At 59.6% G+C, this 23,211-nt stretch carries 22 protein-coding genes and 2 pseudogenes; 16 read left to right on the top strand and 8 right to left on the bottom strand.

Annotation, left to right across the window (positions count from 1 at the left end):
- Positions 1–112 precede the first annotated feature (112 nt).
- The 8 genes from ACST81_RS26175 to ACST81_RS26140 all read left to right on the top strand — a co-directional run bounded on the left by ACST81_RS26175 (position 113) and on the right by ACST81_RS26140 (position 9,313).
- Positions 113–355, top strand: coding sequence for a hypothetical protein (locus tag ACST81_RS26175; RefSeq protein ID WP_142843325.1), 243 nt, complete (start codon positions 113–115; stop codon positions 353–355).
- 100 nt (positions 356–455) lie between these two features.
- Positions 456–2,450, top strand: a complete 1,995-nt coding sequence (locus tag ACST81_RS26170) for a putative bifunctional diguanylate cyclase/phosphodiesterase (RefSeq protein ID WP_237681479.1) — start codon at positions 456–458, stop codon at positions 2,448–2,450.
- A 25-nt stretch (positions 2,451–2,475) separates the two neighbouring features.
- Entirely contained in the window at positions 2,476–3,732 is a 1,257-nt protein-coding gene (locus ACST81_RS26165) for an ABC transporter substrate-binding protein (RefSeq protein ID WP_142843323.1), read from the top strand.
- A 384-nt stretch (positions 3,733–4,116) separates the two neighbouring features.
- Positions 4,117–5,784: a globin-coupled sensor protein gene (locus ACST81_RS26160; protein ID WP_142843322.1), complete on the top strand. Its 1,668-nt coding sequence runs from the start codon at positions 4,117–4,119 to the stop codon at positions 5,782–5,784.
- Positions 5,785–6,033: 249 nt separating this feature from the next.
- On the top strand, positions 6,034–7,971 hold the full coding sequence (locus tag ACST81_RS26155) for a TadE/TadG family type IV pilus assembly protein (protein ID WP_237681478.1): 1,938 nt from the start codon (positions 6,034–6,036) through the stop codon (positions 7,969–7,971).
- 101 nt (positions 7,972–8,072) lie between these two features.
- Entirely contained in the window at positions 8,073–8,564 is a 492-nt protein-coding gene (locus ACST81_RS26150) for a TadE/TadG family type IV pilus assembly protein (protein WP_438754664.1), read from the top strand.
- Positions 8,561–8,998: a TadE/TadG family type IV pilus assembly protein gene (locus ACST81_RS26145; protein WP_142843320.1), complete on the top strand. Its 438-nt coding sequence runs from the start codon at positions 8,561–8,563 to the stop codon at positions 8,996–8,998. Before ACST81_RS26150 ends, ACST81_RS26145 begins: the two co-directional genes overlap by 4 nt.
- A 54-nt stretch (positions 8,999–9,052) precedes the next feature.
- Positions 9,053–9,313, top strand: coding sequence for a PilZ domain-containing protein (locus ACST81_RS26140; protein ID WP_161596383.1), 261 nt, complete (start codon positions 9,053–9,055; stop codon positions 9,311–9,313).
- Positions 9,314–9,398: 85 nt separating this feature from the next.
- Here ACST81_RS26140 and ACST81_RS26135 read toward each other — a convergent pair.
- Positions 9,399–9,704: pseudogene (locus tag ACST81_RS26135) on the bottom strand (transcriptional repressor TraM); the annotation flags it as partial.
- 196 nt (positions 9,705–9,900) lie between these two features.
- On the opposite strand from ACST81_RS26135, the gene ACST81_RS26130 reads away from it, so the two are divergent.
- The 3 genes from ACST81_RS26130 (at position 9,901) to ACST81_RS26120 (ending at position 11,291) form a co-directional block, all read left to right on the top strand.
- Complete coding sequence (locus ACST81_RS26130; protein ID WP_037094533.1) at positions 9,901–10,113, top strand: helix-turn-helix domain-containing protein; 213 nt, start codon at positions 9,901–9,903, stop codon at positions 10,111–10,113.
- Positions 10,114–10,284: 171 nt separating this feature from the next.
- Positions 10,285–10,917: a DUF433 domain-containing protein gene (locus tag ACST81_RS26125; protein ID WP_142913698.1), complete on the top strand. Its 633-nt coding sequence runs from the start codon at positions 10,285–10,287 to the stop codon at positions 10,915–10,917.
- On the top strand, positions 10,914–11,291 hold the full coding sequence (locus ACST81_RS26120; protein WP_142913697.1) for a DUF5615 family PIN-like protein: 378 nt from the start codon (positions 10,914–10,916) through the stop codon (positions 11,289–11,291). Before ACST81_RS26125 ends, ACST81_RS26120 begins: the two co-directional genes overlap by 4 nt.
- A 16-nt stretch (positions 11,292–11,307) precedes the next feature.
- Here ACST81_RS26120 and ACST81_RS26115 read toward each other — a convergent pair whose 3' ends face one another.
- From ACST81_RS26115 to traA, 4 genes are read right to left on the bottom strand one after another with little or no spacing between them, the layout of a single operon-like run.
- A complete protein-coding gene (locus ACST81_RS26115) occupies positions 11,308–11,922 on the bottom strand; it encodes a TraH family protein (RefSeq protein WP_142913696.1) in 615 nt (204 codons plus the stop codon).
- Positions 11,923–11,938: 16 nt separating this feature from the next.
- Positions 11,939–13,102, bottom strand: coding sequence for a conjugal transfer protein TraB (locus tag ACST81_RS26110; protein WP_142913695.1), 1,164 nt, complete (start codon positions 13,100–13,102; stop codon positions 11,939–11,941).
- Positions 13,092–13,631: a conjugative transfer signal peptidase TraF gene (gene traF / locus ACST81_RS26105; RefSeq protein ID WP_142913700.1), complete on the bottom strand. Its 540-nt coding sequence runs from the start codon at positions 13,629–13,631 to the stop codon at positions 13,092–13,094. Before traF ends, ACST81_RS26110 begins: the two co-directional genes overlap by 11 nt.
- A 23-nt stretch (positions 13,632–13,654) precedes the next feature.
- The gene (traA, locus tag ACST81_RS26100) at positions 13,655–16,966 is read right to left on the bottom strand and encodes a Ti-type conjugative transfer relaxase TraA (RefSeq protein WP_142913694.1); all 3,312 of its coding nucleotides are present in this window, start codon (positions 16,964–16,966) and stop codon (positions 13,655–13,657) included.
- 254 nt (positions 16,967–17,220) lie between these two features.
- Here traA and traC point away from each other — a divergent pair, with 254 nt between their 5' ends.
- From traC to ACST81_RS26075, 5 genes and pseudogenes are all read left to right on the top strand, one after another.
- A complete protein-coding gene (gene traC / locus ACST81_RS26095; protein ID WP_142913693.1) occupies positions 17,221–17,517 on the top strand; it encodes a conjugal transfer protein TraC in 297 nt (98 codons plus the stop codon).
- 4 nt (positions 17,518–17,521) lie between these two features.
- Positions 17,522–17,737 carry a type IV conjugative transfer system coupling protein TraD gene (gene traD / locus ACST81_RS26090; protein WP_142913692.1) on the top strand — a complete coding sequence of 72 codons (216 nt, stop codon included), beginning with the start codon at positions 17,522–17,524 and terminating at the stop codon, positions 17,735–17,737.
- Positions 17,730–19,706 carry a Ti-type conjugative transfer system protein TraG gene (gene traG, locus ACST81_RS26085; RefSeq protein WP_269703638.1) on the top strand — a complete coding sequence of 659 codons (1,977 nt, stop codon included), beginning with the start codon at positions 17,730–17,732 and terminating at the stop codon, positions 19,704–19,706. Before traD ends, traG begins: the two co-directional genes overlap by 8 nt.
- A gap of 360 nt (positions 19,707–20,066) precedes the next feature.
- Positions 20,067–20,510 carry a thermonuclease family protein gene (locus ACST81_RS26080; RefSeq protein ID WP_193559327.1) on the top strand — a complete coding sequence of 148 codons (444 nt, stop codon included), beginning with the start codon at positions 20,067–20,069 and terminating at the stop codon, positions 20,508–20,510.
- A gap of 199 nt (positions 20,511–20,709) precedes the next feature.
- A pseudogene (locus ACST81_RS26075) lies at positions 20,710–20,958 on the top strand (WGR domain-containing protein); the annotation flags it as partial.
- 535 nt (positions 20,959–21,493) lie between these two features.
- On the opposite strand, the gene ACST81_RS26070 reads toward ACST81_RS26075, so the two are convergent.
- The 3 genes from ACST81_RS26070 to ACST81_RS26060 all read right to left on the bottom strand — a co-directional run bounded on the left by ACST81_RS26070 (position 21,494) and on the right by ACST81_RS26060 (position 23,104).
- Positions 21,494–21,985, bottom strand: coding sequence for a hypothetical protein (locus tag ACST81_RS26070; protein ID WP_142859877.1), 492 nt, complete (start codon positions 21,983–21,985; stop codon positions 21,494–21,496).
- 321 nt (positions 21,986–22,306) lie between these two features.
- Positions 22,307–22,471, bottom strand: coding sequence for a hypothetical protein (locus ACST81_RS26065; RefSeq protein WP_162854296.1), 165 nt, complete (start codon positions 22,469–22,471; stop codon positions 22,307–22,309).
- A 324-nt stretch (positions 22,472–22,795) separates the two neighbouring features.
- The gene (locus ACST81_RS26060) at positions 22,796–23,104 is read right to left on the bottom strand and encodes a DUF736 domain-containing protein (protein WP_011427435.1); all 309 of its coding nucleotides are present in this window, start codon (positions 23,102–23,104) and stop codon (positions 22,796–22,798) included.
- Between the last annotated feature and the right edge of the window lie 107 nt (positions 23,105–23,211).

Genomic DNA, 23,211 nt, shown 5'->3' with positions numbered 1-23,211 from the left:
TGCCGTGAGGGCTATTCGCTACTGGAAGGCGTGCGGGAAGGAGATGGAATGTCACAATGCTGGTGGCGCTGAAAGACCAACGAATTGCATGATTTAGGGGAATACTCTCAAAATGTCTAATCTCATTTCCTTTCCCAGTACCAGGTTCCAACAGCATTCATCCCCTGAGCTGCGGGCTGTACGTGACCAGATTCTGGAGGTCTATGCACAGCTCGAAGAGATCCGCATGGCGATAACTGCTTCTGCATCGCAAGGCGCTGCCGCACCTCGAATTCAATTGCTGGATCATACGGAGTTTGGTCTCTGGGCCGCGAACGGGCGGGGTGCTGCCTCCGAACTTGCCGGCGAGGGCTGATGAGATGCCGTTTGCTGGACAGCTCATAAGCGAACACAACAAGTCCATGGGTCGGTATATTCGGTCGATCAGCCGGCAATACCTTAACACGGTCATCATTATGATGTTGTTGATCGGGGCTACGTGCGCGACGGTGCTGGTGGCGCTGGACCGCCACTCGCTGCAGCAGAACATCAGCTTTCTGACCAGCAATCAGTTCATACGGTTTCAACAACTCGCCAACCAGACCCGTGCTCTGATGCGCGCTTCGGCTGACCTCAAGCTGCCCGAATATATTGTCGATGCGATGCGTGACGACATCCTCCAGGCAATTACGGACCTCCGCTCCGTGGCGAGCCGGTTGGAAACCATGCATGCAGAAATCAAGGGGAACTACCTTGAACGTCTACTCCCCCAGGACGAGGCGTTTGAGCGCGCAAGAGAGGATTTGGGCAAGTCTGTAGTGGAATTCCTTGGGCGAGCTGAGCAAATCGCAACGGCCGGCACGCAAGAGAGGCGGGATCGATATTCGTTCTGGGGAGCGATAGATTTTGCGGCAGCATCCGACAGCATGTTGATGCGCGGATTTTCAGATCTCAGTCAGCGTACTCACGAACGAAGCACGCTCAGTGTCTACAACGCGAAACTTGCGGGCGTGTGTCTTCTTGCGCTCATCGCAATGACCGTCCTCGTCACAGCCACGCTGGTGTTCCGCCCCCTGCTGCAGAAACTGCGCAATGAGCATTTCCGGACCGTAGACTACCAGTCCAAACTGGAGCATCTTGCGCATACGGATGGTTTGACGGGGCTTGGCAATCGCTCCCAGTTCAACACCGTTCTTACGCATCTTGTCTCTGAACTCGGACGCAAGGATCCGGGTTTTTCAATACTCCTGGTCGATCTCGATCACTTCAAGGGTATCAACGACAGCTTCGGTCATACTGCCGGAGATGCGATCCTCCGGCATGTCGCAGAGGCGCTTCGGCAGGTTGTGCGTGCAGGTGATACGGCAGTGCGTCTTGGGGGAGACGAATTCGCGATGCTTCTTCCTGGCGTGACGGATGCGTCATTATTAATTTCTATTGCGGAGCGCATAAGGCAGGCCATTGCCGAAGATATCGTCTTCGAGGGGCGAATTCTTCGGACGTCGGCATCCGTTGGTGGGGCTATCGCGCCTCTTCATGCAAATGATGGCACCGGTCTGCTGCAAGCGGCCGATGTGGCTTTGTACGCCGCCAAGGGGGAACGTAGTGCCGCCGTCGTCATCGACGAAGCTGCACTTGCCAACCGGATCGAGGACACTCAGCTCTTGGCTGCACTTGCCACCGCAGCCGACCGACAGGAGTTTGTCGTTCACTATCAGCCAAAGGTCGACCTCCTCACAGGCAAGCATGTGGGGTTTGAGGCGCTGGTGCGCTGGCAGCACCCATGTTTCGGATTGCTGCCGCCCGGTCGGTTCCTGCCATTGATGGATGGCACCCAACTCATGAAGGGTATGACCAAGGCAGTCATATCGACTGTTGGCCGTGACCTTCGTTTCTGGAAGCGTTCCGGCTTGGCGCCCGGCACCGTCGCCATCAACCTGCCAGAGATGCTTCTCCTGACGGACGAAAGCTATGATATCTTTGCGAAGGTAATCCGAGAAAACCGCCTTGAATGGAGCGATTTTTCTGTCGAGATCACAGAAGATGTATTCCTCAACCGAGGTTCCCAGCGGATTCTCAACGCTGTGGAGGGATTTCGTCGACAGGGCGTTTCCGTGTCGCTCGACGATTTTGGCACTGGGTTTGCTTCCTTGGTCCATCTGCGGGACTTCCCCTTCGACGAACTGAAAATCGATCGTAGCTTCGTTTCCGGCATCGAAACGGATCCGCGGTCGGCACAAATCATCCGCGCAATCGTGGACCTCTCCAACAATCTCGGAAAACGATGCGTCGCCGAGGGTATCGAGACGGATGCCCAAAGCCGCTTCCTTCTCGAGATCGGCTGCGAGCTGGGTCAAGGCTACCTGTTCGGCAAACCCGCGCCCGCTGAGATTGCGGTCTCTCACATTCCTGCGGTCCAATTCGTACCGTTTGTCGAAACAATCCACCCGGTCGCCGCGGGCGCACATTGACGCATCATTCCGGAGCAAATGCAAAATGACCTTTTCAAACAAAGCAAAGCATCTTGGTCTGGTTCTTGCGCCACTGGTATTTGGCCTGCCCTCCAGTCCTGTTTCGGCAGACGAGCGCGGCGCCATCGATGTCGTCCATTATTGGGTGTCGAAGAGTGAGGCACGAGCGCTCGACGTGTTTCGGGATGCTTGGTCGCGTGCGGGAAACCGTTGGATCGATCTTCCTATGGAAAACAAGGTTGCCGTTCAACGCACAGTGAGTGATCGCGTCGCCAGCGGCTACGCACCCGCGGTCATGCAGTGGAACGCCAATGAAGGTTCCCGGGAATTGCCGGAAATGGGAATCGTCCTGGATCTGGAAGAGGTTGCCGCGGCAGACCGCTGGCGTGAGGTGCTACCTGCGACCGTGGTTGATCGGATAAGCTTCAAGGGGAAGATCTACTTCGCACCAACGAACATTCATGCCGAGAACTGGCTGTGGACCAGCAAGGCCCTCTTTGATCGGCTGGGACTTCCGGCGCCGAGGACGTGGGAGGAAATTATTGGCGCTGCCGACAGGATAAAACAGGAGGGGCATGTTGCTCTCGCACTGGGAGGCGGCCGCTGGGAGATCTCGCTCATATTCAATAACATCATGTACCAGCAGCTGGGTTCGCAAGGATATGCCCGCGTAATCCGGGGTGACGCGTCGATGATACGTGATCCCCGGATGGCTGAAGCGCTCTCGATGTTGCGACGACTGTCCAGCTATGCTGAGCCTGCGCAGCGGCGGGTGGGCAAAACCTGGGCGGATGCTGCTGCGGCGGTGGGAAGCGGGGATGCCGGCATGCAGTTCATGGGTGATTGGGCCAAGGGAGAACTGATGACAAGAGGCTATGTCTTGGACAAGGACTTCCAATGCAGCCTCGTGCCGGGTACGGAAATCGCCTACTTCATGGTCGTCGATGCCTTCGCCTTCCCGATTACAAATCGCGAAGCTTCAATCAAAGCACAGCGGGATTTTGCCCGCGTGGTCATGGACCCGGTCAATCAGGTTGCTTTCAGCGGGCTCAAGGGATCACTTCCCGTACGGACAGACGTGGATCCGAGTAACCTTGATCGCTGTGGTCGTCTTGGATTGGAAATGATCGCAAGGAACAGCGACGTTAGCGCCCAATCCATGGCAATGCCCGCCCAGATGTCCGAAGCATTTATCGCGGTTCTTGCGAACTTTTTCGACGATGATCGCATACCCGTCGAAAGCGCTCAGGAGCAGCTTTATGCTGTCCTAAGCAAGAAATAGGCTCATCAGGGGAAGTGAGCGCTGATCACTCGCAACGGCCGGAGTGCCAGAGCGGGCCGCGGAGGTAGATGAGCCGAGCATAGCACATGCGGTGGCGGTCGTGTGCCTGCCAAGCAATTGATCGCGTCGGAATGACCGCTCATTTTTCATCCCGACAGTATCGGCCGATAATATCCGAAATTCGCACGCGATGTCCCATGGGCGCAGCTAAGGGTGAAGGGTCAAGCACCTATGGGTTTCGGTTAACACCAAATTAACCAGGTCGGCCAAATTTGGGGTCGTCGAGAAAGGCGGATGAGCGCCAAAGCCGGACATGATGACGGGTTTCGACGTGATTGAGGCACTGCCCGATCACCGTTTCAGCCATTTTAATCGAGGTCGGGAATGTCGAGCCAGTCCGCCATGCATACCTGCAGCAACTCCGTCCAGAGTGCTGCAGCTGTAGTCTCAAAGTCAAAAAGTCAGAGTGTCGAGCGTCGTCTCGATTTCATGCAACTCGATCAGGAAGGACGCGCCGGGATCCGATCGCTGAAGGCCCTCGTCGAACGCGAACTGCCACATGGCCTCGACAAATTCTACACGCAACTGCGAATAACCCCCGAAGCCAGCCGCTTCTTCTCCTCCGATGATCACATTTCCCGCGCCAAGGGCGCACAGATGGGTCATTGGGTCAATATCGCGGACGGCAACTTCAACGAGGATTATGTTGCCAAGGTGCGGACGATTGGCACGGTGCATGCCCGCATCGGCCTGGAGCCACAATGGTATATCGGTGGATACGCCATCATTCTCGACCATCTGATCAACAGCGCCGTCGAAGAGATATTCCCGAAGGGCGGGATGTTCTCGAAGAAGACGATGAAGCCGGCAGAGTTCGGCAAAGCACTCGCCGGTCTCGTGAAGGCCGTGATGCTGGACATGGACCTGGCGATATCCGTCTATATCGACGAGGCGGAGATCGCCAAGCAGAAGGCCCAGACAGAAGCCATCGACGCGGAGCGTCAGCTCGTCTGCAACTGTTTCGGCAAGGCGATGGCGGCAATCGCCGCCAAGGATGTGAGCTACCGGATCGATGACGATCTACCGGCGGCCTATCATGTGCTGCGAGACGACTTCAACAATGCACTGGAACAGCTGTCGACGACGATCCAGCATATTGATGGTGCCGCGACCCAGATCAGCGCCGGCGCGCAGGAGATCCGCTCTGCCGCCGATGATCTCGCCAAGCGCACCGAACAACAGGCCGCCTCGATCGAGGAGACGGCGGCGGCGCTGGAGGAGATCACGACAACTGTCAAGGATTCGAGCCGACGCGCGGAAGAGGCTGGGCACCTTGTTGCCAAGGCCCGTGCAGGCGCCGAAAAGTCCGGCCAGATTGTTCAGCAGGCCGTCTCCGCCATGGGTGCGATCGACAGCTCATCGCGGGAAATCTCCAGCATCATCGGGGTGATCGACGAGATCGCCTTCCAGACCAACCTCCTGGCGCTCAATGCGGGTGTCGAAGCCGCAAGGGCCGGCGATGCGGGTAAGGGCTTTGCCGTTGTCGCCCAGGAAGTCCGCGAACTGGCGCAACGCTCGGCCAAGGCCGCCAAGGAGATCAAGGAACTGATCAACAATTCCGGCGAGCAGGTAAAGGAAGGTGTATCGCTGGTCGGGCAGACCGGTGAAGCTCTGACGGAGATCGTCGGCGAAGTGAAAGAGATCGACCGTCACATCGGGGCGATCGTCAGGGCATCCAGCGAGCAGGCGACCGCTCTTCAGGAGATCAATACTGCCGTCAACACGATGGATCAGGGAACGCAACAGAACGCCGCGATGGTGGAAGAATCCACTGCTGCAAGCCATGCTCTGGTCCAGGAGGTCAGCCGTATCACGGGTATGCTCAGCGATTTCAACACCGGCCGAGGTTCGATCGCGCGTCCTCGCCCTGTTGGGAAAGCCACTGTGCACGCGGCGTCCTCTCCGGCGCGCGACCTTCGGTCGAAACTGCGTGAAACATTTGCCAGTCAGGGCAATGCAGCAATCGCTACCGGAGATTGGGAGGCGTTCTGAGAACGCGGACTGAGCGATTGCTCAGTGGTGTCCATTCCGTCGGGCTCTGTCCGCGTTCGCGGTGAAGTGCAGCCAGGAACAGCGCAGAGCACTTCGTTTTTCGGTCCCATCGCTGGAGCGAGAACCCTGTTTTGGGGTCCCTCGTGGAACGGAGCCGGGTCGCCATTTGCCAGACAAAAAATATGAAGAGCAAAGGCGCCCGGCCATCAGGTTTGCACTGGCCCATGGCTCCCAAAGAGAATTTTGACCATGAAGATTATTCACCACCTTATTTTACGTTTGAGCGCCGACCGGCACGGCGGCATCGCGATCATGGCGGCAATACTGCTGCCGGTCATCATTGGTTTTGCTGCTTTGTCCGTCGAGTATGGATACGGGTTGCTGGTCCGGGACGAAAATCAGCGCACTGCTGATCTGGCATCTTACGCGGGCGCGCTCGCCTATAGTGAAACAAGCTCGCAGGATCGGATGAGGTCTGCCGCGCTCAATGTTGCGAAGCTCAACGGCGTCGATCCCGCGAACGTTTCCGTCTCGCTTGCGGCGTCACCGAAAAACGAAAAGCTCCAGGCGGTATACGTTGAGGTGAAGACGACGAACACGCTGTTTCTGGCGCCGGTTCTAGGGGTGAAACCTCAGCTTGACGTCGCAGCAGAGGCCTATTCTTCGTTTGGCGCGGCGGAAAGTGCCTGCATCATCGCGCTTGATAAATCGGGAACAGGCGTGACGCTTTCCGGTGGTGTCCAGGTCGGCGCGCCAAATTGCTACGTGGCCTCTAACAACGATCTGATCGCACCATGTGGTACCAAGATCACAGCCAAGAGTGCCACCTACTTTGAGGGTTCTTCGCAGCCCTGTCCGTGGACAGCGAACATTGTGAAAGGCGACGGCAGCGAAGCTCCCGTCACCAAGCAGTACACCTCCGATCCCTTGGAAAATCACGCGGGCGTGGCGGAACTCAATGCTCGCCTCGACATAATTCGGAAGGCGTCCTGGCCGACTGAGGCTTCGGTCACCAAAGGCAAGGACATCGAGTTCGGTGGCAGCACCTCACCCCCGGACACTGCCGCCGCCCTGCAGGCCATTGGATGCAGCTACGATCCGGCCAACTACAATCAGTACTGGATGGACAAGTGGGATGTGACCTGCAGCGGTTCCAAGATCAACATCGGCTCGTTGCTTGTCCACGGCAACCTCCAGGTGAAGTTCAACGTCTCGGGGGTCAAGTCGACAGTCTATAACTTCTCGGGCAGGATTCAGAACGACTTCGGCACGAAGCTCGAATTCGGTGACGGCACGTTCAACGTCGAGAAGGGGGTCTATGGTGCGGACCTGACATTTGGAACTGGTTCGTTCCACTTCGGCATGGGAGGCGAGAAATGTGGTGATGCCCGCTATAGCCTCTGTGCCTCGGGCAAAGTCACCATAGATGGACCAAGCGCCTTCGTGTTTGACGCAGGTTTCTACACGGGTGCAGGCGCCACACTCAAACTCGGGGCCGGTACGTCCAACAGCTACACCATCGGGAAATCCAGCGGCGACAACGCCATCGGGCTTGATGGCGGCTCCATCACGGTCATGGCGGATGCCAGCACCGGAAAGGGTGTTTTCCGCCTGAACGGAGATCTGAACGGCGGTGGTGGCGGTAGCTGCATCACCATCCCCGCAAGCGCCGAGCATGACATATCCGGAAACGTCAATCTGGCAGGCGGTGCACGACTTGGCGCTGGTACCTATACCGTTGACGGGTACTTCTCGGTGAATACCGGCGGCTCCGCATGCAGCGACAACGTCGCGGTCTCCGGCAAGGACGTCACCATCGTCCTGTCAGGCACCGAAACACCTTCTGATTGGGAATGTAGCGGAAAGTCATTCTGCCTGACCGGCGGCAACGCCATCACGCTCAACGCCCCGAAATCCGGCCCCTATGCGGAATTGGCGGTTATCGGTCCGCAGTCTTCCAAGAATACGACAGGCGCTGAGATCACCTCCGGCGGCAGAGCGAAAATCTCGGGCGCCTTCTATTTTCCAAATGGCGTGATCGATTTTGGCGGTGGTGGTCAGCTCGGGGACGCGGGTAACGGCTGTCTGCAACTGATCGGCACGAGCATCTCGCTATCCGGCGGCTCCCAAGCGATGTCCGAATGTACGCAACTGAGTGGAACCCGAAAGGTGGCCTTGGTCCAATGAAGACGTTTCTGAGAATAATGGCGCTGCGAGCACGCGTTCGCCTTGGCCATCCGCTTTTTGTGTTGAAAGACACAAAGGGCAATGCTGCTATCGAATTTGCCTTGGTCGTTCCCATCTTCGCTCTCGTCTTCGTGGCGAGTGTCGATCTGGGAATGCTGGTGTTCTCGCGATTTCAACTGGAGGCGGCCGTCTCGGCAAGCGCCAGCTATGCAATCGCCCATGCCGACCAGGTCGATGGCAGCAACGGTAGCGAACTGGCCAAGAATCTTGCCCTCATGATCGCCAGCAATTATCGGGGCGATGCCACCGCGGCAATACAGGTCAATAACGGTCCGCAGGCCAGTTATGACGGGGCGACGATCAAGATCGGTGGCGTCTCCAGTCAGGCCAATGCCTGCTATTGCCCGAAGGGGAATGCCGCATCTGTCGAGTGGGGGTCGCAAGTCACCTGCAACTCGTCTTGCCCTGACGGCGGGCGTGCCGGACGCTATGTCGCTGTAACGGCAAAGCAGGCATATACCCCGTTCTTCACGATGTTCGATGTCGTCAAGGACGGTTCCATTGCCGCCAACGCAATGGTGCAGACGAAATGAGGTATTCCATACGCAGGTTCATTCGTGAACGTTCCGGCGCCAGCGCCGTTGAGTTTGCGTTGGTCGCGCCGGTCTTTTTGTTGTTGCTGTTTGGTATGATCGAATTTGCCCGGTTGTTCTGGGCGACCCATGCTCTTCACGAAACAGCAATCGCCACGGCGCGTTGCATGGGCATACCGCAGATCCAATGCGAAGACGGTGGAGCCTACAGCTCGGAGAATGCGATCGCATTTGCGAAGTCCAAAGCGGCGGGGTGGCTCATCCAACTTGATCCGACGGCGATCACTCTCGATCGCAGTGCCAGCTGCAACGGTTTGGAAGGTCTTTCAAAGGCGAGGATCGAATACGAGTTCACGACCGTTGTGCCAAATCTCCTGACGTCCCTGGCGGGCGGCACTCAGCTGAAAGCCGAAGCATGCTACACCAACTACTGATGTGGCCGCACGGGGCTCCATACCACGTTGCACGTCCCGACGGTTTGCTCTGCCGTGGATGAGCGGCGGGCGTCCCCCAGAATACGCGCCTTCAAGGGCGCGCGTATCATCTATAACAACGGCGTGGCCACGCGGGATTGCACGATCCGCAATCTGTCTGCAGGTGGCGCCCGGTTGGTCATGGAAACGACGATGGAACTTCCCAACGTGTTCGAGCTGGCGCTGGAAGGCGGTTCTCGGCGTCAATGTGAAATACGTTGGCGTAGGTTTAATGAACTGGGCGTCGAATTTATGGGTGGCAATATACCAACATGAACACAACGAGCTAGCTTCCAGTCTTCTCCGCCCGATACGATGATACTGATGGCCGGATTGTATGTTCGAAACACCGTGCTGAATCGTCCAATGGGACGTCGGGGATGTAGCCAAGTGCGTCGATGATCTGCGACAGCTCTTCCTGCTGGGCTTCGGACTTCTTCTGACGGGCAATGTATTCATCCTGCAGGTTTGCCAGGACGTCGCTGGAAACCGAGGGGTCGCCGCTCGCGCGAGTCCATTCCTCGTAGACAGCCTCATCCGCGGCGAGCAGCCGGCGGTGTTCGTGTATTGCCGACACCGCCAATTCCTCCAACGCTTCCTTCGGCATCGAACAGAACCGCGGATCCCGCTCGCTCTTGTCGGTCTCAGAGGACTCCGCATCGTTCATTCGTTTTTCCTCGAAACTCATTCCTTCACCACTCGAAACGATGCTTTGGTCCCGCACTGTGCGGCCGCGCTACAGACTATCATAAGACCAACATTGCAAATCCGTCGAAGATCGATTGCCCCCAATATCACAGGACATGTCGAATCGGAACTATAGTTCCTAGAACAATAATTCCGATTCAGGTTCCGCTCACGTCATGGATCTCAACGAGGTCATGGCGGTCAATTTGCGTCGAATACGTCATGGCAAGAAACTGACGCAGGAGGAACTGGCGCACCGCACAGGCCTGAGCGCACGCCATATCGGTGCCATTGAACGCGCCGAAATGTCGGCAACCCTCACCGTCCTTGGCCAGATTTCAGAAGCGCTGGGCGTCGAACCCGCCGAGCTTGTGACCAAATCGAACTGATCTGCAAATCGCGCCCGTGGTCGACTGGATTTTAGGGTTCGGAGGCGGTTTCCGCTCCGAAGCCGATGTGCATCGATCGATTGGGACAGCTCGACCACTGAGATTGAGCATGGGTCAAGGCTTTACACGAGCGGCGGGCCGCATTATATATTCTCCACAAGGAGAATGATTATGGCCAGCACATCACACGCCTACACACCCGCCGAGGCGGCGGCTGTCAGCGAGATCGCTGTGAAGTCGGTGCACAATGCGATCGACAAGCGCATCATCGAGACTCATCTCGTTGGTAGCAGGGGTCGAGCACTCACCGATGAGGATCTGCTTCGGTTGAAGCTCTGGTACGGCGTCGGATCGATCTTGTCTGCCGAGCGCCGCAAGCGCCTATTCGATACGATCGACCAGAACCCCGATGCCGAAACTGTTAGGGCAGACGATTATCTCATTATCGACGTTGCGCGAGCACGAGAACAACTGGCCGCGCGGGCCGAGGCGCTTCGAGAAGCCGAACGACTGATTGAAAGCGTGAAAGGCGTCGTGGGCGGCGAGCCGGTTTTCAAGCGAACCCGTGTTCCCGTGCGAACGATTGCCGCGATGAAGACCCAAGGCGCAAGTACAGCGGAAATCGTTGAGGGCTATCCTTCGCTCACCGAGCGCATGGTGGAACTTGCCGAGATCTGGGTTGCGGCCCATCCCGCCAGAGGACGTCCGAGGAAGCTTTCGGAGCAGGGCCTGAAGGTGAAATCCGTGAAGCGCCTGATCCTTCGGAACGAGAACGTCCCTAAAACGTCTGGCTCGACCTCGTGAAGTTTCTTATCGATGAATGCCTTCACACGTCTCTCGTGGCCGTGGCTCAAGAGCACGGCCACGATTGTTTCCATGTAAATTGGCTGGGACTGAGCGGCGAGACCGATTGGGACCTAATGCCTCGGATTATCGAGGAAGATTTCACCTTCGTGACGAACAACGCCCGCGACTTCCGGAAGCTCTATGCCAAGGAAGAGCTGCATGCGGGTCTGGTGATTATCGTCCCGCAGGTGCTGCCTGTGCTGCAACGAGAATTGTTTGCCCTCATATTGCAGGATCTGGCAGGCGCGCAGGATATGGTCAACGCAGTCATCGAAGTAACCCTCGACGGAGAGGAAGCGGTTCTCACGCGCTATTCGCTTCCGGAAGTATAGTCACCTTCCAAGGAAATCATTTTCCTCCGATCCTCGACAGGTCGATCCGCATCTCAGCTGACCCAACGTTCTCGCTTTTCTCGGCGCCTTCAGTGCTTGTATCCGCAGGAGGTATGTCGCTGCTCGCCTCGGCCTCCTCTGGAGGCAATACATTGTCTATCGTCACGCTTTTTCTCGGATCCTCCGCCTGGAACACGCTCACGCCTTCGAACTCGCCGGTCTTCCAGGCGTAGACAGCGTCCTCGAAGATCTGAGGGAAGACGTCATCGCTCTTCGGATTGCCGTACCATTTGGCAACGATCCGCAAGACCTTCGCGAACATCGCCGTTCCCTTGCGAAGGTTTTCGCAAGGATCGACGAGATCAGCCTTTAAGTCGGCCGTATCCTTGACGCCGACACCCGCAGGGAACTGTGTCAAGCCGACGCGGACCACTGCCTGGCCGACATACTGCCGGACGATCGCCATGGCCTCGTCCGGCGTCATCGCCTTCGGGACGAGGATCAATCGGCCACCCGATTTGACCGTGACGGCAAGCGGATCGTTCGAGCCCGCAGCGGTCACGAACTGTTCGACGATTGCCGGCTTCAATGAGGGGTCGGCGCATTGTTGGATCAGGGCAGCGTCGAGCATGAGGTCTCCTCGGGCTTCAGGTGTTGAAGGAAATCAAGAGGGGCTTATCGAACAGACGCGCCCAGGCTTCCGCATTGGCGCGTTGGATGGCGACGATGGATGTCCCCTTGGTCCACCAGCCGTTGCCGACGGCGACAATGACGTCCGGATCGTGGAGCATGGATTGGAGAACGGGCCAGACGATCAGTTGCTCGTAGCAGATCAGCGGTGCGACCCGAGCATCAGCGACCGCCACTACCGGGTCCGCGATGAAATGCGCCCGCGCGCCACCGCTCTGACCCAGCAGGGGACGCCAAGGCTGCCACATCGAGCCCGGGACCGGCATGCGCTCGCGATAAATGACGCGAGCACCGTTACGAGAGAGAGCGACCAGAACATTATCGTATCCGCCCGTATCGACGACCGCAGCGCCGGCAATGACGGTGACGTCAGTGCCCTGCAGCCCATTTACCCAGAGCCGCTCGACGGTCGGCGTCCAGAAGCCCAGGGCGCTCTCGGGGAGGACAATGGTGAGGGCGCCGCCGGATGCTCGATCCTTCACCGTGGCAATCAGATCACGGTGGTGCCTAATGCTGACGTCGCGACCGAGTGAAGCGCCGAATTCGAGATCGACGCCCCGCCACGCTTCCGTTAGCTTCGGCTCGTCCCAGGTTGCGGCGGACCAGATCCAAAAGCCTGCCAGGACAATCGCGACAGCTGGCCACATGCGGGTTACGAGGCCCATGAGGCCGGCTGTCGCGGCAAGGAGCCCCCACCATCCCCATCCCGGAAACAGCACGCCCGCGGCCGTGATCGGATGCGCCCAGCCGGTGATACCGATTGGCGGAATGGCCATGAGCAAGACTGCCGCGAGGTAGCGAAACGGTCGTGTACGTTCGCATCTCGTCCAGAACATTGCGTGGACACCGACAAAGCCCAGCGATGCGCTGAGCCAGAGCAGCAGTCCCGGCCAGAGGTCGGAGGAATAGAAGGTGGCAACGCCCTGCGGCAGACCGCGTGATGCAGCGAGGAAATAACCGGCGGAAACCGCTGCGGCCGCCAGTCGTGACCGCGCAAGCGCCCAGAGGGTTGGAAACGTGCATGCGAGCGGAAGGAAAAGGACGTGACCGCTCCACGCCACCGTTCCGGCGATGATTGAAGCGGCAATCAACAGGACCGGCCGAACGCGCTTACGGCACATAGGTGAGCACCGGTTGCGCCAGGCCGAGGATGCCCGAAACGGGAAGGGGACCGAAGTAGCGGGAGTCGTAGGAGCTCCTGTGCGGTGAATGGAGGAAGACGCTTTGTGCCGGCACGGCGCCGCCGAAATACGGCACCATCGGCCGACCCTTGCCGTCGCGCTGAGCCAGATCGGAGAAAGGGATCGCATGCCCGTCGATCGTTACGCCCGCACCGATTTCGACATGCTGCCCGGGAACCGCGATGACCGTCTTGATGAGCGGAGCGACCCCGCCCGGGCAGGTTCCGAAGCGGAGATAGCCACGCGCTCTGGCCTCTCGCATGACAGGCGTTTGCGGAGGGCAAATGAAGACGAGATCGCCTGCCGATACCACTCGATTGAGCGCCGAGATGCGCCATATCCCGAGGGGCTCGCTCGGCGTCAGGTTGATGCGGTAGCCGCCGATCTTGGCGGCAGCGGCACTGCCCCCAACGACGGTTGCCGCCACCAACAAAAGCACGACGGCATTCGATCGTCGCGCAGGTCGCATCCGACGTACAGAGACTTGCGCCGTCATTTCAGGGACAGTCCCTGGCTCTTTGTCTGACGCAGGGTTTCCGTCTGTTTCAAAGCCTCCGTCGTGCGCTCATGCGCGGCCAGCTGCTGCGCGGTCCGCATAAAATTCCATGCTGATTGCACTTCGGCCCTCTGTCCGGCCGTCATCCCCGCGGTGACGGTGTTAAATGTCTGTCCGTTGGTGCCTTTTGCGGCAAGAGGCAGGAAGGTCCGCTCGCCGAAACGCTCCGATACAGCTCTCGCAAATCCCTCGAGCTCCGCCTTCACCATTTTGTCGGCAAGCGCATATTCGAGACCGGCCGGCAGGTCGTTGCGGTCGATCGCATCGCGCACACGTTCGAGGGTCTGCTTTGCGTTTGCCGAGAGCGCCGGAATATCGATGGACACCTTCAGACGGACGGCGCGTTCCTCGACCTCATATTTGCGCTCCGCCTCTGCACGCTGGCGCAGATAGCGTTCCAGATTTCGAGCCAGAGCCGGCGCGTTGGTCAGCGCTGTTGCCCGCGCCTGCTTGTCAGTGCCGCTTGCCAGTAGACCGGTCTTGCCTTTCAAGGCGCCGAAGCTTTCCGGTTGATCGCGGATCCTGCCGATGGTGGCATTCGCCACCGCTCCATCCTTCAGCAGTGCGTCGACGTTGATCGCCTTGAACGCGATTCCCGGCTGCGCGTAGACGAGGTGGAAACGGGTCGAAACCTCCTCCCACTGTTTCTTCAAACCGGGATCGGCTGTGACCTTGTCCTCCACCGCCTGGTCGATTGATTTTGCGAAGGTGGTGATGCCGGAAACCATGGGTCTTGCCTTCCTGACAGTGTCATGAATTGGGGATTTCACAGAGCCGATGATGAGCCCGAGCTTGGCGGCGACCGCGGCCAGCCGCGCACCAAGATCGATGAGCTTTTGCTTTTGCCCAACCGTCCATTCCAGCCGATCGCGGAGGAGCGTGCGGGCCACGTTGACGAGATTGAGACCTCGAGCCTCGGCGAAGCGAAGGGCCTGATGGTAGAAGGGACCACCAGCGTAATCGAGGGTCGTTTCCTTGGCGTTCCTGCGCGAGAGGACTGGGATCAAGCCGCCGGCCTTGGCGAAGGATCTTCGGCCGTAATAGACGGCCAGGTCCTCACGATGACGAGTCATGGCGACATAGGTGAGGTGGCGATCAAGAGAAAGAGAACCCAGCACCTTGACCCGATCGACCGTGGCGCCCTGGCTTTTATGGATCGTCGTGGCATAGCCATAATCGAGGTTGTTGTAGAAGCGTTGTTCCACCAGCACCTGGCGCGCAAGCTCGCCATCGCCAACCTGCGCGACGATGCGGCCCGGCCCGGTCTCAACGACCTTGGCCAACATGCCATTCTTGACGCCGAGCGATCCTTCGTTCTTGAGGAACACGATCTGGTCGCCCACGGCAAAATTGCGATCGCCGTCCGCCGTCTTGAACATAGCTCCCTTGTCGAGAACCCCGCGCTCGATGAGTTTGATGCGCGCCATCTGGTTGAGCATGCGAACGTCCCTGCGCAAATGAGCCAGGATCAGCGACGTCTTCGCCGGATCGTAATCGCGGTCCCAGGCGGCGATGAGGTTGTCGACGGCGTCGGCCTTCAGATCCCACCCGATCACCTTGCCATTGGCACGGTAGGCGTCGACTGCCTTGCCGACGTTGCCGCGCGCCAGGTCGAGCGAGGCATCGCGCATCCATTGCTGGCGCTGGCGATAGATGGTTTCGAGTTCCGCATACCCAATGCGATCGGAAATCGCCCGAAACGCGGCGCCTGCTTCGATCGGTTGGAGCTGTTCGGGATCGCCGATGAGAACGAGCTTGGCGCCGGCCTTCGTCACCGCTTCGACGAACAGCGCCATCTGCCGCGACGACACCATGCCGGCCTCGTCCAGAACGAAGACCGTCTTGCTGTCGAGCTGGTTTCTTCCCGCATTCCAGCGAAGCTCCCAGGACGAAAGTGTCCGAGAAGGGATTCCCGCTTCTTTCTCCAGCCCTTCGGCCGCCTTGCCGGCAAGTGCGCCACCGACGACCCGATAGCCGGCCGCCTCCCAGGCTTCGCGTGCCGCCTTCATCATCGTCGTCTTACCGGCGCCGGCGCGGCCGATCACCGAGGCAATCCGCTCGGCTCCCGCGACGTGCTCGATCGCAGTTCTCTGCTCATCCGACAGGCGGTCATGACGGGCAAAAGTCGCGGCGAGCACCGGATCCCGCACGCCATGTGACGACCGTTGCGATAGCCAGACGGCGCGATTGGCCATCTGCGCTTCCAGCCGGATCATTTCCCGCGTCGTGTATTTGGCGGGCAATCTGGAACCAGTGGCAAAGTCGATCCGCTCGCGCTCAAGGCGGAACGTGTCGGGATGCAGGATGATCCGGACCATGAGGCTTTGGAACAGGGCGGGATCGTCGATATAACGATGCAGGATCTTGGCGACATCACGCTCGTCGAAGACGCTCTTCTCACGCGTGATCAGGTCGATGACGAGTTTTGGGCTCCGGTCGATCCGTCTCGCGTTTTCGGCTCTGCGCGCATCCTGCAGTTCGATGCGCTCGAGCTCGACCGGCTTCGTAGCAACATCGGCTTTCCGCTCGATCGCTTTGGTCCCGACGCCAAGGTGGATGGTCGGTTCGAGATCGATCCCCTGCTTTTCGAAGGAGCGGCCGTCGACGCGAAGGTCGAGACCGGCCAGCGCCAGATGCCTGTTCTGGCAGGCAAACCATCCGTCGCGAAACGCGTTGAAATCGTCGATGCCTCCAGCCCAGAGCTCATAGACGATCTTGCCGGCATCGTTGCGGATCGGATTGCCGTCCGGTCCAAGCAGCGCGACCTTCTTGGCGCCGAAACCGTCTTCGGTCAGCGGCCGCAAGGTTGTCATCAGATGAACGTGCGGGTTGCCCGGCGCGTCATGATAGACCCAGTCGGCCACCATGCCGTTCGACGTGATGTGCCGTTCGACGAAATCCCGCACGAGCGCGATATTCTGCTGAGCGCTCAGTTCGATCGGCAGAGCAATGGTGACGTCCTTGGCAAGCTGCGCATCGGAGCGCTTCTCGAAATCTTCGACCTTGTTCCAGAAGGCTTCGGAAGCACCGGCGACCGAACGATCCGCGATCATCGTTCGCAGCCATTCGGGAGCGTCTGCGGGAATAACGAACTCTTCGTGCAGTAATCCGTGCTTGCGAGTGTAGTCGATCGTTCGAGCCTCGCGCTCGAACTCCATCTTGGCGCAGTGCCGGTAGGCCGCCGACAGCACGGCGCTGCGGCCGGAGCCGCGGGCGACAACGCTGACGGAGAAATGGGGGACGGCCACAGCAATTCTTTCCCGGTTGCGAACGAAATCAACAGGTTCGTCGGAAGCGGAAGGCCCCGCCAGGGGCAAAAAGCAGAACGTCGCGTCAGCGACGTATAATTGCGCCCTTCGGATCCGCTCCTTCGGAACGGCCGGGATCATTCACCAAAGCTGGCGCTTTGGCGATTGTAGGATTCACAGTAGTGCGTTCCGCACGCTCCTCCGGGAAACTGGGTTCGAAAGACAAGCTTTCCAACCCAAAGGAGACGTACGGAATGAAAAGGCCATCCTCCAAGATCCGCGACGAAATCGCCAAACTCCAGGAGCAGCTAAAGATCGCCGAGACCCGTGAGGCCGAGCGCATCGGCCGGATCGCCCTCAAGGCCGGACTTGGCGAGATCGAGGTCGACGAGGCAGAGCTGCAGGCGGCCTTCGAGGACCTGGCGAAACGGTTTCGCGGAGGCGAGGTTCGTACGACCGGAGGAAAGAGGGGAGCAGGCGCAGGCGAAAGCAGGGCACCGTCCACGCAGAACGCGACTGGCGCGGCTGCGGGCGGGACTGCTGAGGCTTGAGCGGATGGCGCGCACGACCACATCCGACGCCCGCAAGAAGGACACGCGGGAAAAGATCGAGCTCGGCGGTCTGATCGTCAAAGCGGGCCTTCGATACGAGAAACGGGCGCTGCTGCTGGGCGCGCTCATCGATTTGAGCCAGCGCCTCAAAGCAGATGAGACCGAACGGCCGCGGCTGCTGGCGATCGGCGCGGGGGCCTTTGGCAACAGCGATGAATAGGATCATTCTTTTCATGGCGCCTGTCGTGCTGATGATCCTGGTCGTGATCGGATTGACCGGGATCGAACACTGGCTGTCCGGCTTCGGAAAGACGGAGGCTGCTCGACAGACGCTCGGCCGCGCCGGCATTGCCCTGCCTTATGTCGCCGCGGCGGTCATCGGCATCGTGTTGCTGTTCGCGAGCGCCGGCGCGATCAGGATCAAGACGGCAGGATGGGGCGTCGCCGCCGGAGGGCTAGCGACGATCATTGTCGCCATCGTTCGCGAGGCGATCAGGCTGTCGGCATTCGCGAACCAGGTTCCGGTCGGCAAGTCGCTCCTCTCCTATCTCGATCCGGCGACGCTGATCGGAGCGGCAGCTGCAGCGCTTTCTGCCTGCTTCGCCCTCCGCGTTGCGCTCGTCGGCAACGCGGCCTTCGCCAGTGCCGAGCCCAAACGCATACGCGGCAAGCGGGCGCTGCATGGAGAGGCCGACTGGATGAAAATGCAGGAGACGACGGGCCTGTTTGCGGAGGGCGGCGGTATCGTCGTCGGCGAGCGATATCGCGTCGACAAGGACAGCGTAGGGACGCGCGCGTTTCGCGCCGATGATCCCGACACATGGGGTGCCGGTGGTAAGTCACCGCTCTTATGCTTCGACGGTTCGTTCGGTTCGTCGCATGGCATCGTGTTCGCTGGTTCCGGCGGTTTCAAGACGACATCGGTGACGATCCCGACGGCGCTCAAATGGGGCGCCTCGCTGATCGTCCTCGACCCGTCGAATGAGGTTGCCCCAATGGTGTCGGCCCATCGCACCAGCGCGGACCGAGACCTGTTCGTCCTCGATCCGAAGAAGCCGGAAACCGGATTCAATGCGCTGGATTGGATCGGGCAATTCGGCGGCACCAAGGAAGAGGATATCGCATCCGTTGCCTCATGGATCATGAGCGATAGCGGCGGTACGCGCGGTGTGCGCGACGACTTCTTCCGGGCCTCGGCCTTGCAGTTGTTGACGGCGATGATCGCCGACGTTTGCCTTTCCGGACATACTGAGAAGGAGAACCAGACGCTTCGCCAGGTCCGCGCCAATCTTTCCGAACCTGAACCGCAGTTGCGCCAACGCCTGCAGGAAATCTACGACAATTCGGACTCGGATTTCGTAAAGGAGAACGTCGCGGCCTTCGTGAACATGACGCCTGAAACCTTCTCCGGCGTCTATGCGAATGCCATCAAGGAAACCCACTGGCTGTCCTATCCGAACTACGCCGCGCTGGTTTCGGGCAAGACGTTTTCGACGGGGGATCTTGCCGATGGAAACACCGACGTCTTCATCAACATCGATCTCAAGACCCTGGAGACGCATGCGGGCCTCGCACGCGTCATCATCGGCTCGTTCCTCAATGCAATTTATAACCGCGATGGTTTGATGAAGGGCAGAGCACTGTTCCTCCTCGATGAGGTTGCCCGCCTTGGCTACATGCGGATCCTGGAGACCGCGCGCGACGCCGGCCGGAAGTATGGCATCACGCTTCTCATGATCTACCAGTCAATCGGCCAGATGCGGGAAACCTACGGCGGCCGCGATGCCGCGAGCAAGTGGTTCGAGAGCGCGAGCTGGATCAGTTTCGCGGCGATCAACGATACGGAAACCGCGGATTACATCTCGCGTCGCTGCGGCATGACGACGGCCGAGATCGACCAGGTCAGCCGAAGTTCGCAGATGAAAGGATCGTCGCGGACGCGGTCGAAGCAGTTGGCCGCACGACCGTTGATCCAGCCGCACGAAGTCCTTCGCATGCGCGCTGACGAACAGATCGTCTTCACGGCGGGGAACGCGCCGCTTCGATGCGGCCGCGCGATCTGGTTTCGGCGCGACGACATGAAAGCTTGTGTTGGCACGAACAGGTTTCACAAGCTTGGAAGCCCACCCGAAGCCCCTCTGATCGAGCCGGCGCGCAGAGCAGCGAGCAAGGTCGATCCAGAAAAATGAAGAGTATCGGAGAAATCAGCGTCGCACGAAAGGGCGGGATTTCGGGAATTCTCGTCGTGCGAGGAGCGGGAAATAGCGCAGCCGCAGGAGCCTCAACAAAGAGGCCCGAAGGGGAGGCGGGACCGACCGCGCCCCGCTCCCGCACACCGTCTGATAGCACGCTTGCTCATAAACGCGGATGAACCGAAGCCGATAAGTTGGGGAATACAGGAGAGGACCGAGGTGACGAAATCGAATGTGGTTCCGTTCAGAAAGCCGAGGAAGTCCGGCAGCAGGAACGATCGACATCGCTGGCAGGGGAAGTCACCCCGATCGGGACCGAGCCGCCCGCGCAAACCCCTGATCGCGATCGTCTGCGCCATGGTCATTGCTGCGGGAGGCTGGCTTGCCTTCGGGGGTATTAATAAGCTTTCTGGGTTTGTGACTGCGGCCAACACACCAACAGCGGATTCATCGTCAGCGGCATTTTCATTCTGCGGTGCAGATCGCCATGTGAACTGCATCGTCGACGGCGATACGTTCTGGTTCGAGGGAGAGAAAATCCGCATCGCGGATATCGACACGCCGGAACTCAGCCCGCCGCGCTGCGAGGCGGAAAGGATCAAGGGCGAGGCCGCGAAAGCACGCCTGCGGGCGCTGCTCAATGCTGGCAAGTTTTCGCTTTCAGCCGGGTTGTGCGACGAAGACAAGTATGGCCGCAAGCTCCGTACCGTGACGCGGGCAGGGCGCTCGCTTGGAGACACCCTCGTCAACGAGGGCCTCGCCCGGCGCTGGGACGGCGCTCGACATGGATGGTGCGGCTGAGAGCCGCGAGAGGATCGTCACCATGGGGCGGAGATCGTGTGCGGGCTCCGTGAGCACCGCGAATAGAGCCGTGCGCCGAAGGCGTCCCGCCCAAGCCTGTCATGACATTTCCGATTTCATCACCGATGTGAATCGATCCACCCCGACCGATTCAAAAGTGTCGTTGGACGCGATTCCCGCGATCGGCGATTCTGATCTCATGATCGCGCAACCCTACCATCTCTATGTCGAACGCACGGATGTCGCGAAGAACATGGCACGCTACTACGCCATGTCGATCGAACCGAACCTCTTTGGCGATGTTTGCCTACTCAGGAAGTGGGGCCGCATTGGCGCGAAGGGTCAAATGATGGTCCATCATTTCGGGCGGGAAGAGGAAGCTGTCGAACTGTTTCTCGATCTGCTTCGACAAAAGCGCAAACGCGGTTACCGCCCGCGCGCCTCTGTGGCAAATTGGGAAAGGCCCGCCGAAGCGGGCCAAGAGGGCGTTTCAGCGACGCCGGTCCCAGTCGGTCTCGAGGGACACTTCGATCTCGACGAAGAAGGGGATCTTGATCACGAGCTTCAAGCCGAGCTTGCCCTTGCGGAAGAAGTGGCTGATCACCTTGCAGAGAGTACGGAGCCGACGGCCGGTGGCGGCGAGGAATTGAGCGAGCTGTTGCATGTTGTTTCTCCTTTCGAATTGCGGTCATCGCGGGGATAGTCGGCAGACCGGAAAGGAGGGACGCACCGAAACGAATGTGGAGGACTTGCCGGCGACTGAATTTTGATCCGCGAGGAGCAGCAGTGCTGTGGGGAAAATTCTGGCGGCGGCAGGTTGCGTCGTGACGAACGGGCTGCAACATCCCCGATGAGAGATGACAGCAGGATCGAAAGGAAGAGGCTCAACTGGTCGCCATCGCTACGATCGCGATGCCTCCTCGACATCCCTATTGAGAGGCGGCTCTCGCCGCCCCTCGGATGAAACTGCACCGCAAGACTGATTATGATTCTGCGTGATCGTCGTAGCTGATACGGGACGCATTTACCGGGGTGCCGGTTTCCCGCGTGATCGCCGTGATGATCGGCGCAAGTGAGCCGAGTTCGTCGTCAGTGAGCGCGATCAGCTCCGGATAGTCGATATCAACGCCGGTATAGTCCGCCGTCAAAGCGATGGCCCAATCGCCGCCGTTGATGCGATATTCATGCGTGTCGAAATCGAATTCGAGATCGTCCAGCAAGTTGATAGTAAAGCGCCCGAATATCTCGGCCTCCCCCTCCAACTGATAGTCGGCGAACTCCTCGCCTCCGGTGAGAACGCTCCGCTCCAGCGCCATGATGATCCGCACGCAGCCAATTGCTGCCTCCAGTCCTTTGATCAGGCGATCGTGGAGCGCTCGCGAGAATTCGCTGTCGCAACCGATGCGGTTTGCGAGGACGACGAGACGGAAGCCTGAAAGCTTGGCGTAGAGCATGATGTTCTGATCGGTTGTCATGATGTGATCTCCTTCGTTGATGACGGAGATCGGCCACTCTGTAGCAAAGAGGGGTCAAGGACCGCGGGACGCGGCTCGCAAGCGGGGGAACCGATTTTTCCAGAGCCTGGCGGCGGAAAAATTGGGGGAGACCGCGCCGTCCTTGACGCCGGATTTGCTGGAGTAGAATGGGAGGTCATAGAGAGAAGAGACCCGCGGACCCGTAGGGGACGCGACCGTCTCCGGCGGGAGCCGGGGGGAGCGTTGAGGGGTGAAATCCCTGACAGCCGGGAGGCCGGTCGAGCCGGCGGACCGGCTCAAATAACAGGAGGAACGAGCCGCTCAGAATGGCGGCTCGGCTTCGACGGCGCCCTCCTGTTCGGCAAGCATGACGGCCAGATCGGCCTCGGCGAGTTGGAGCTCCGCCTCGATTTGACGCCGCTCGGCCGCGCCCCATGCGTTCCTCAGTTCGGCACGCAGTTCCTCGATGTGCTGTTCGATCGTCATCGTCTCATCTCCTTGAGTTCGTGAAAGACGACGACGCGGGGCGGGACGGGATGGCGGGGTCAGGGATCGCGAACGCGACCGCCAGCGGCGGCGAGTGGGGGAGCCGATTTTGTTGGAGCGGCGGGAACCGAAGCGGAGGCAAAATTGGGGGTTGACCGCTCGTCCTTGAGGCCGCCATGCCGGCACGGCATACTGGAGCGCTATGAGCAGACATTTCCGGTTCCGCATGGCACCAGGAAAGCCGGAAGCGGGCTCGATGCCCGCTCCCGGCTTCTCTATTCGGCCGCTTGGCCCCGCCTTGGCGAGCGGGGCCTCGTCCGGATCTCAGTCCCGGTTGGGGCGGGACCAGATCAGCTGGTAGCCGTCCTCGCCTTCGACTTCGGTGAGGGTTGCGTAGATCGGAGCGGGGAAGCTCGGGTCGTCCAGCTTGACCGAGAGGTAGTCGCGGTCCTGCTCGGAGCGCTTCTGCCAGGCCGCACCGAGCTCGACGTTGCCGGCGTAGATGCGGTAGTGCGGTCCCTTGTCGGAGGGGTTTTCGATGCGGGCGATGCGGGCCTTGACGTTGAGGGCAAGCGTGCGGATCGAGCCGTTGAAGCCGGTTTCGGTGGAGGTGAAGGTGCCGATCGTTGCCATTGTGGTGTTCCTTTCGTTGGTTTCGGGCCGCGCCCTTCGCGGCCTCGATGGCTGTCGAAAGGACCGGGGACGATCGGACCGCACCCCCGGGGTCCCCATTGCGCATC

It is taken from the genome of Pararhizobium sp. O133 (genome assembly GCF_051669845.1).
GTDB lineage: Bacteria > Pseudomonadota > Alphaproteobacteria > Rhizobiales > Rhizobiaceae > Pararhizobium.
Note: the sequence above shows the minus strand (reverse complement) of the source record. Positions and strands in the feature narration are given on the sequence as shown.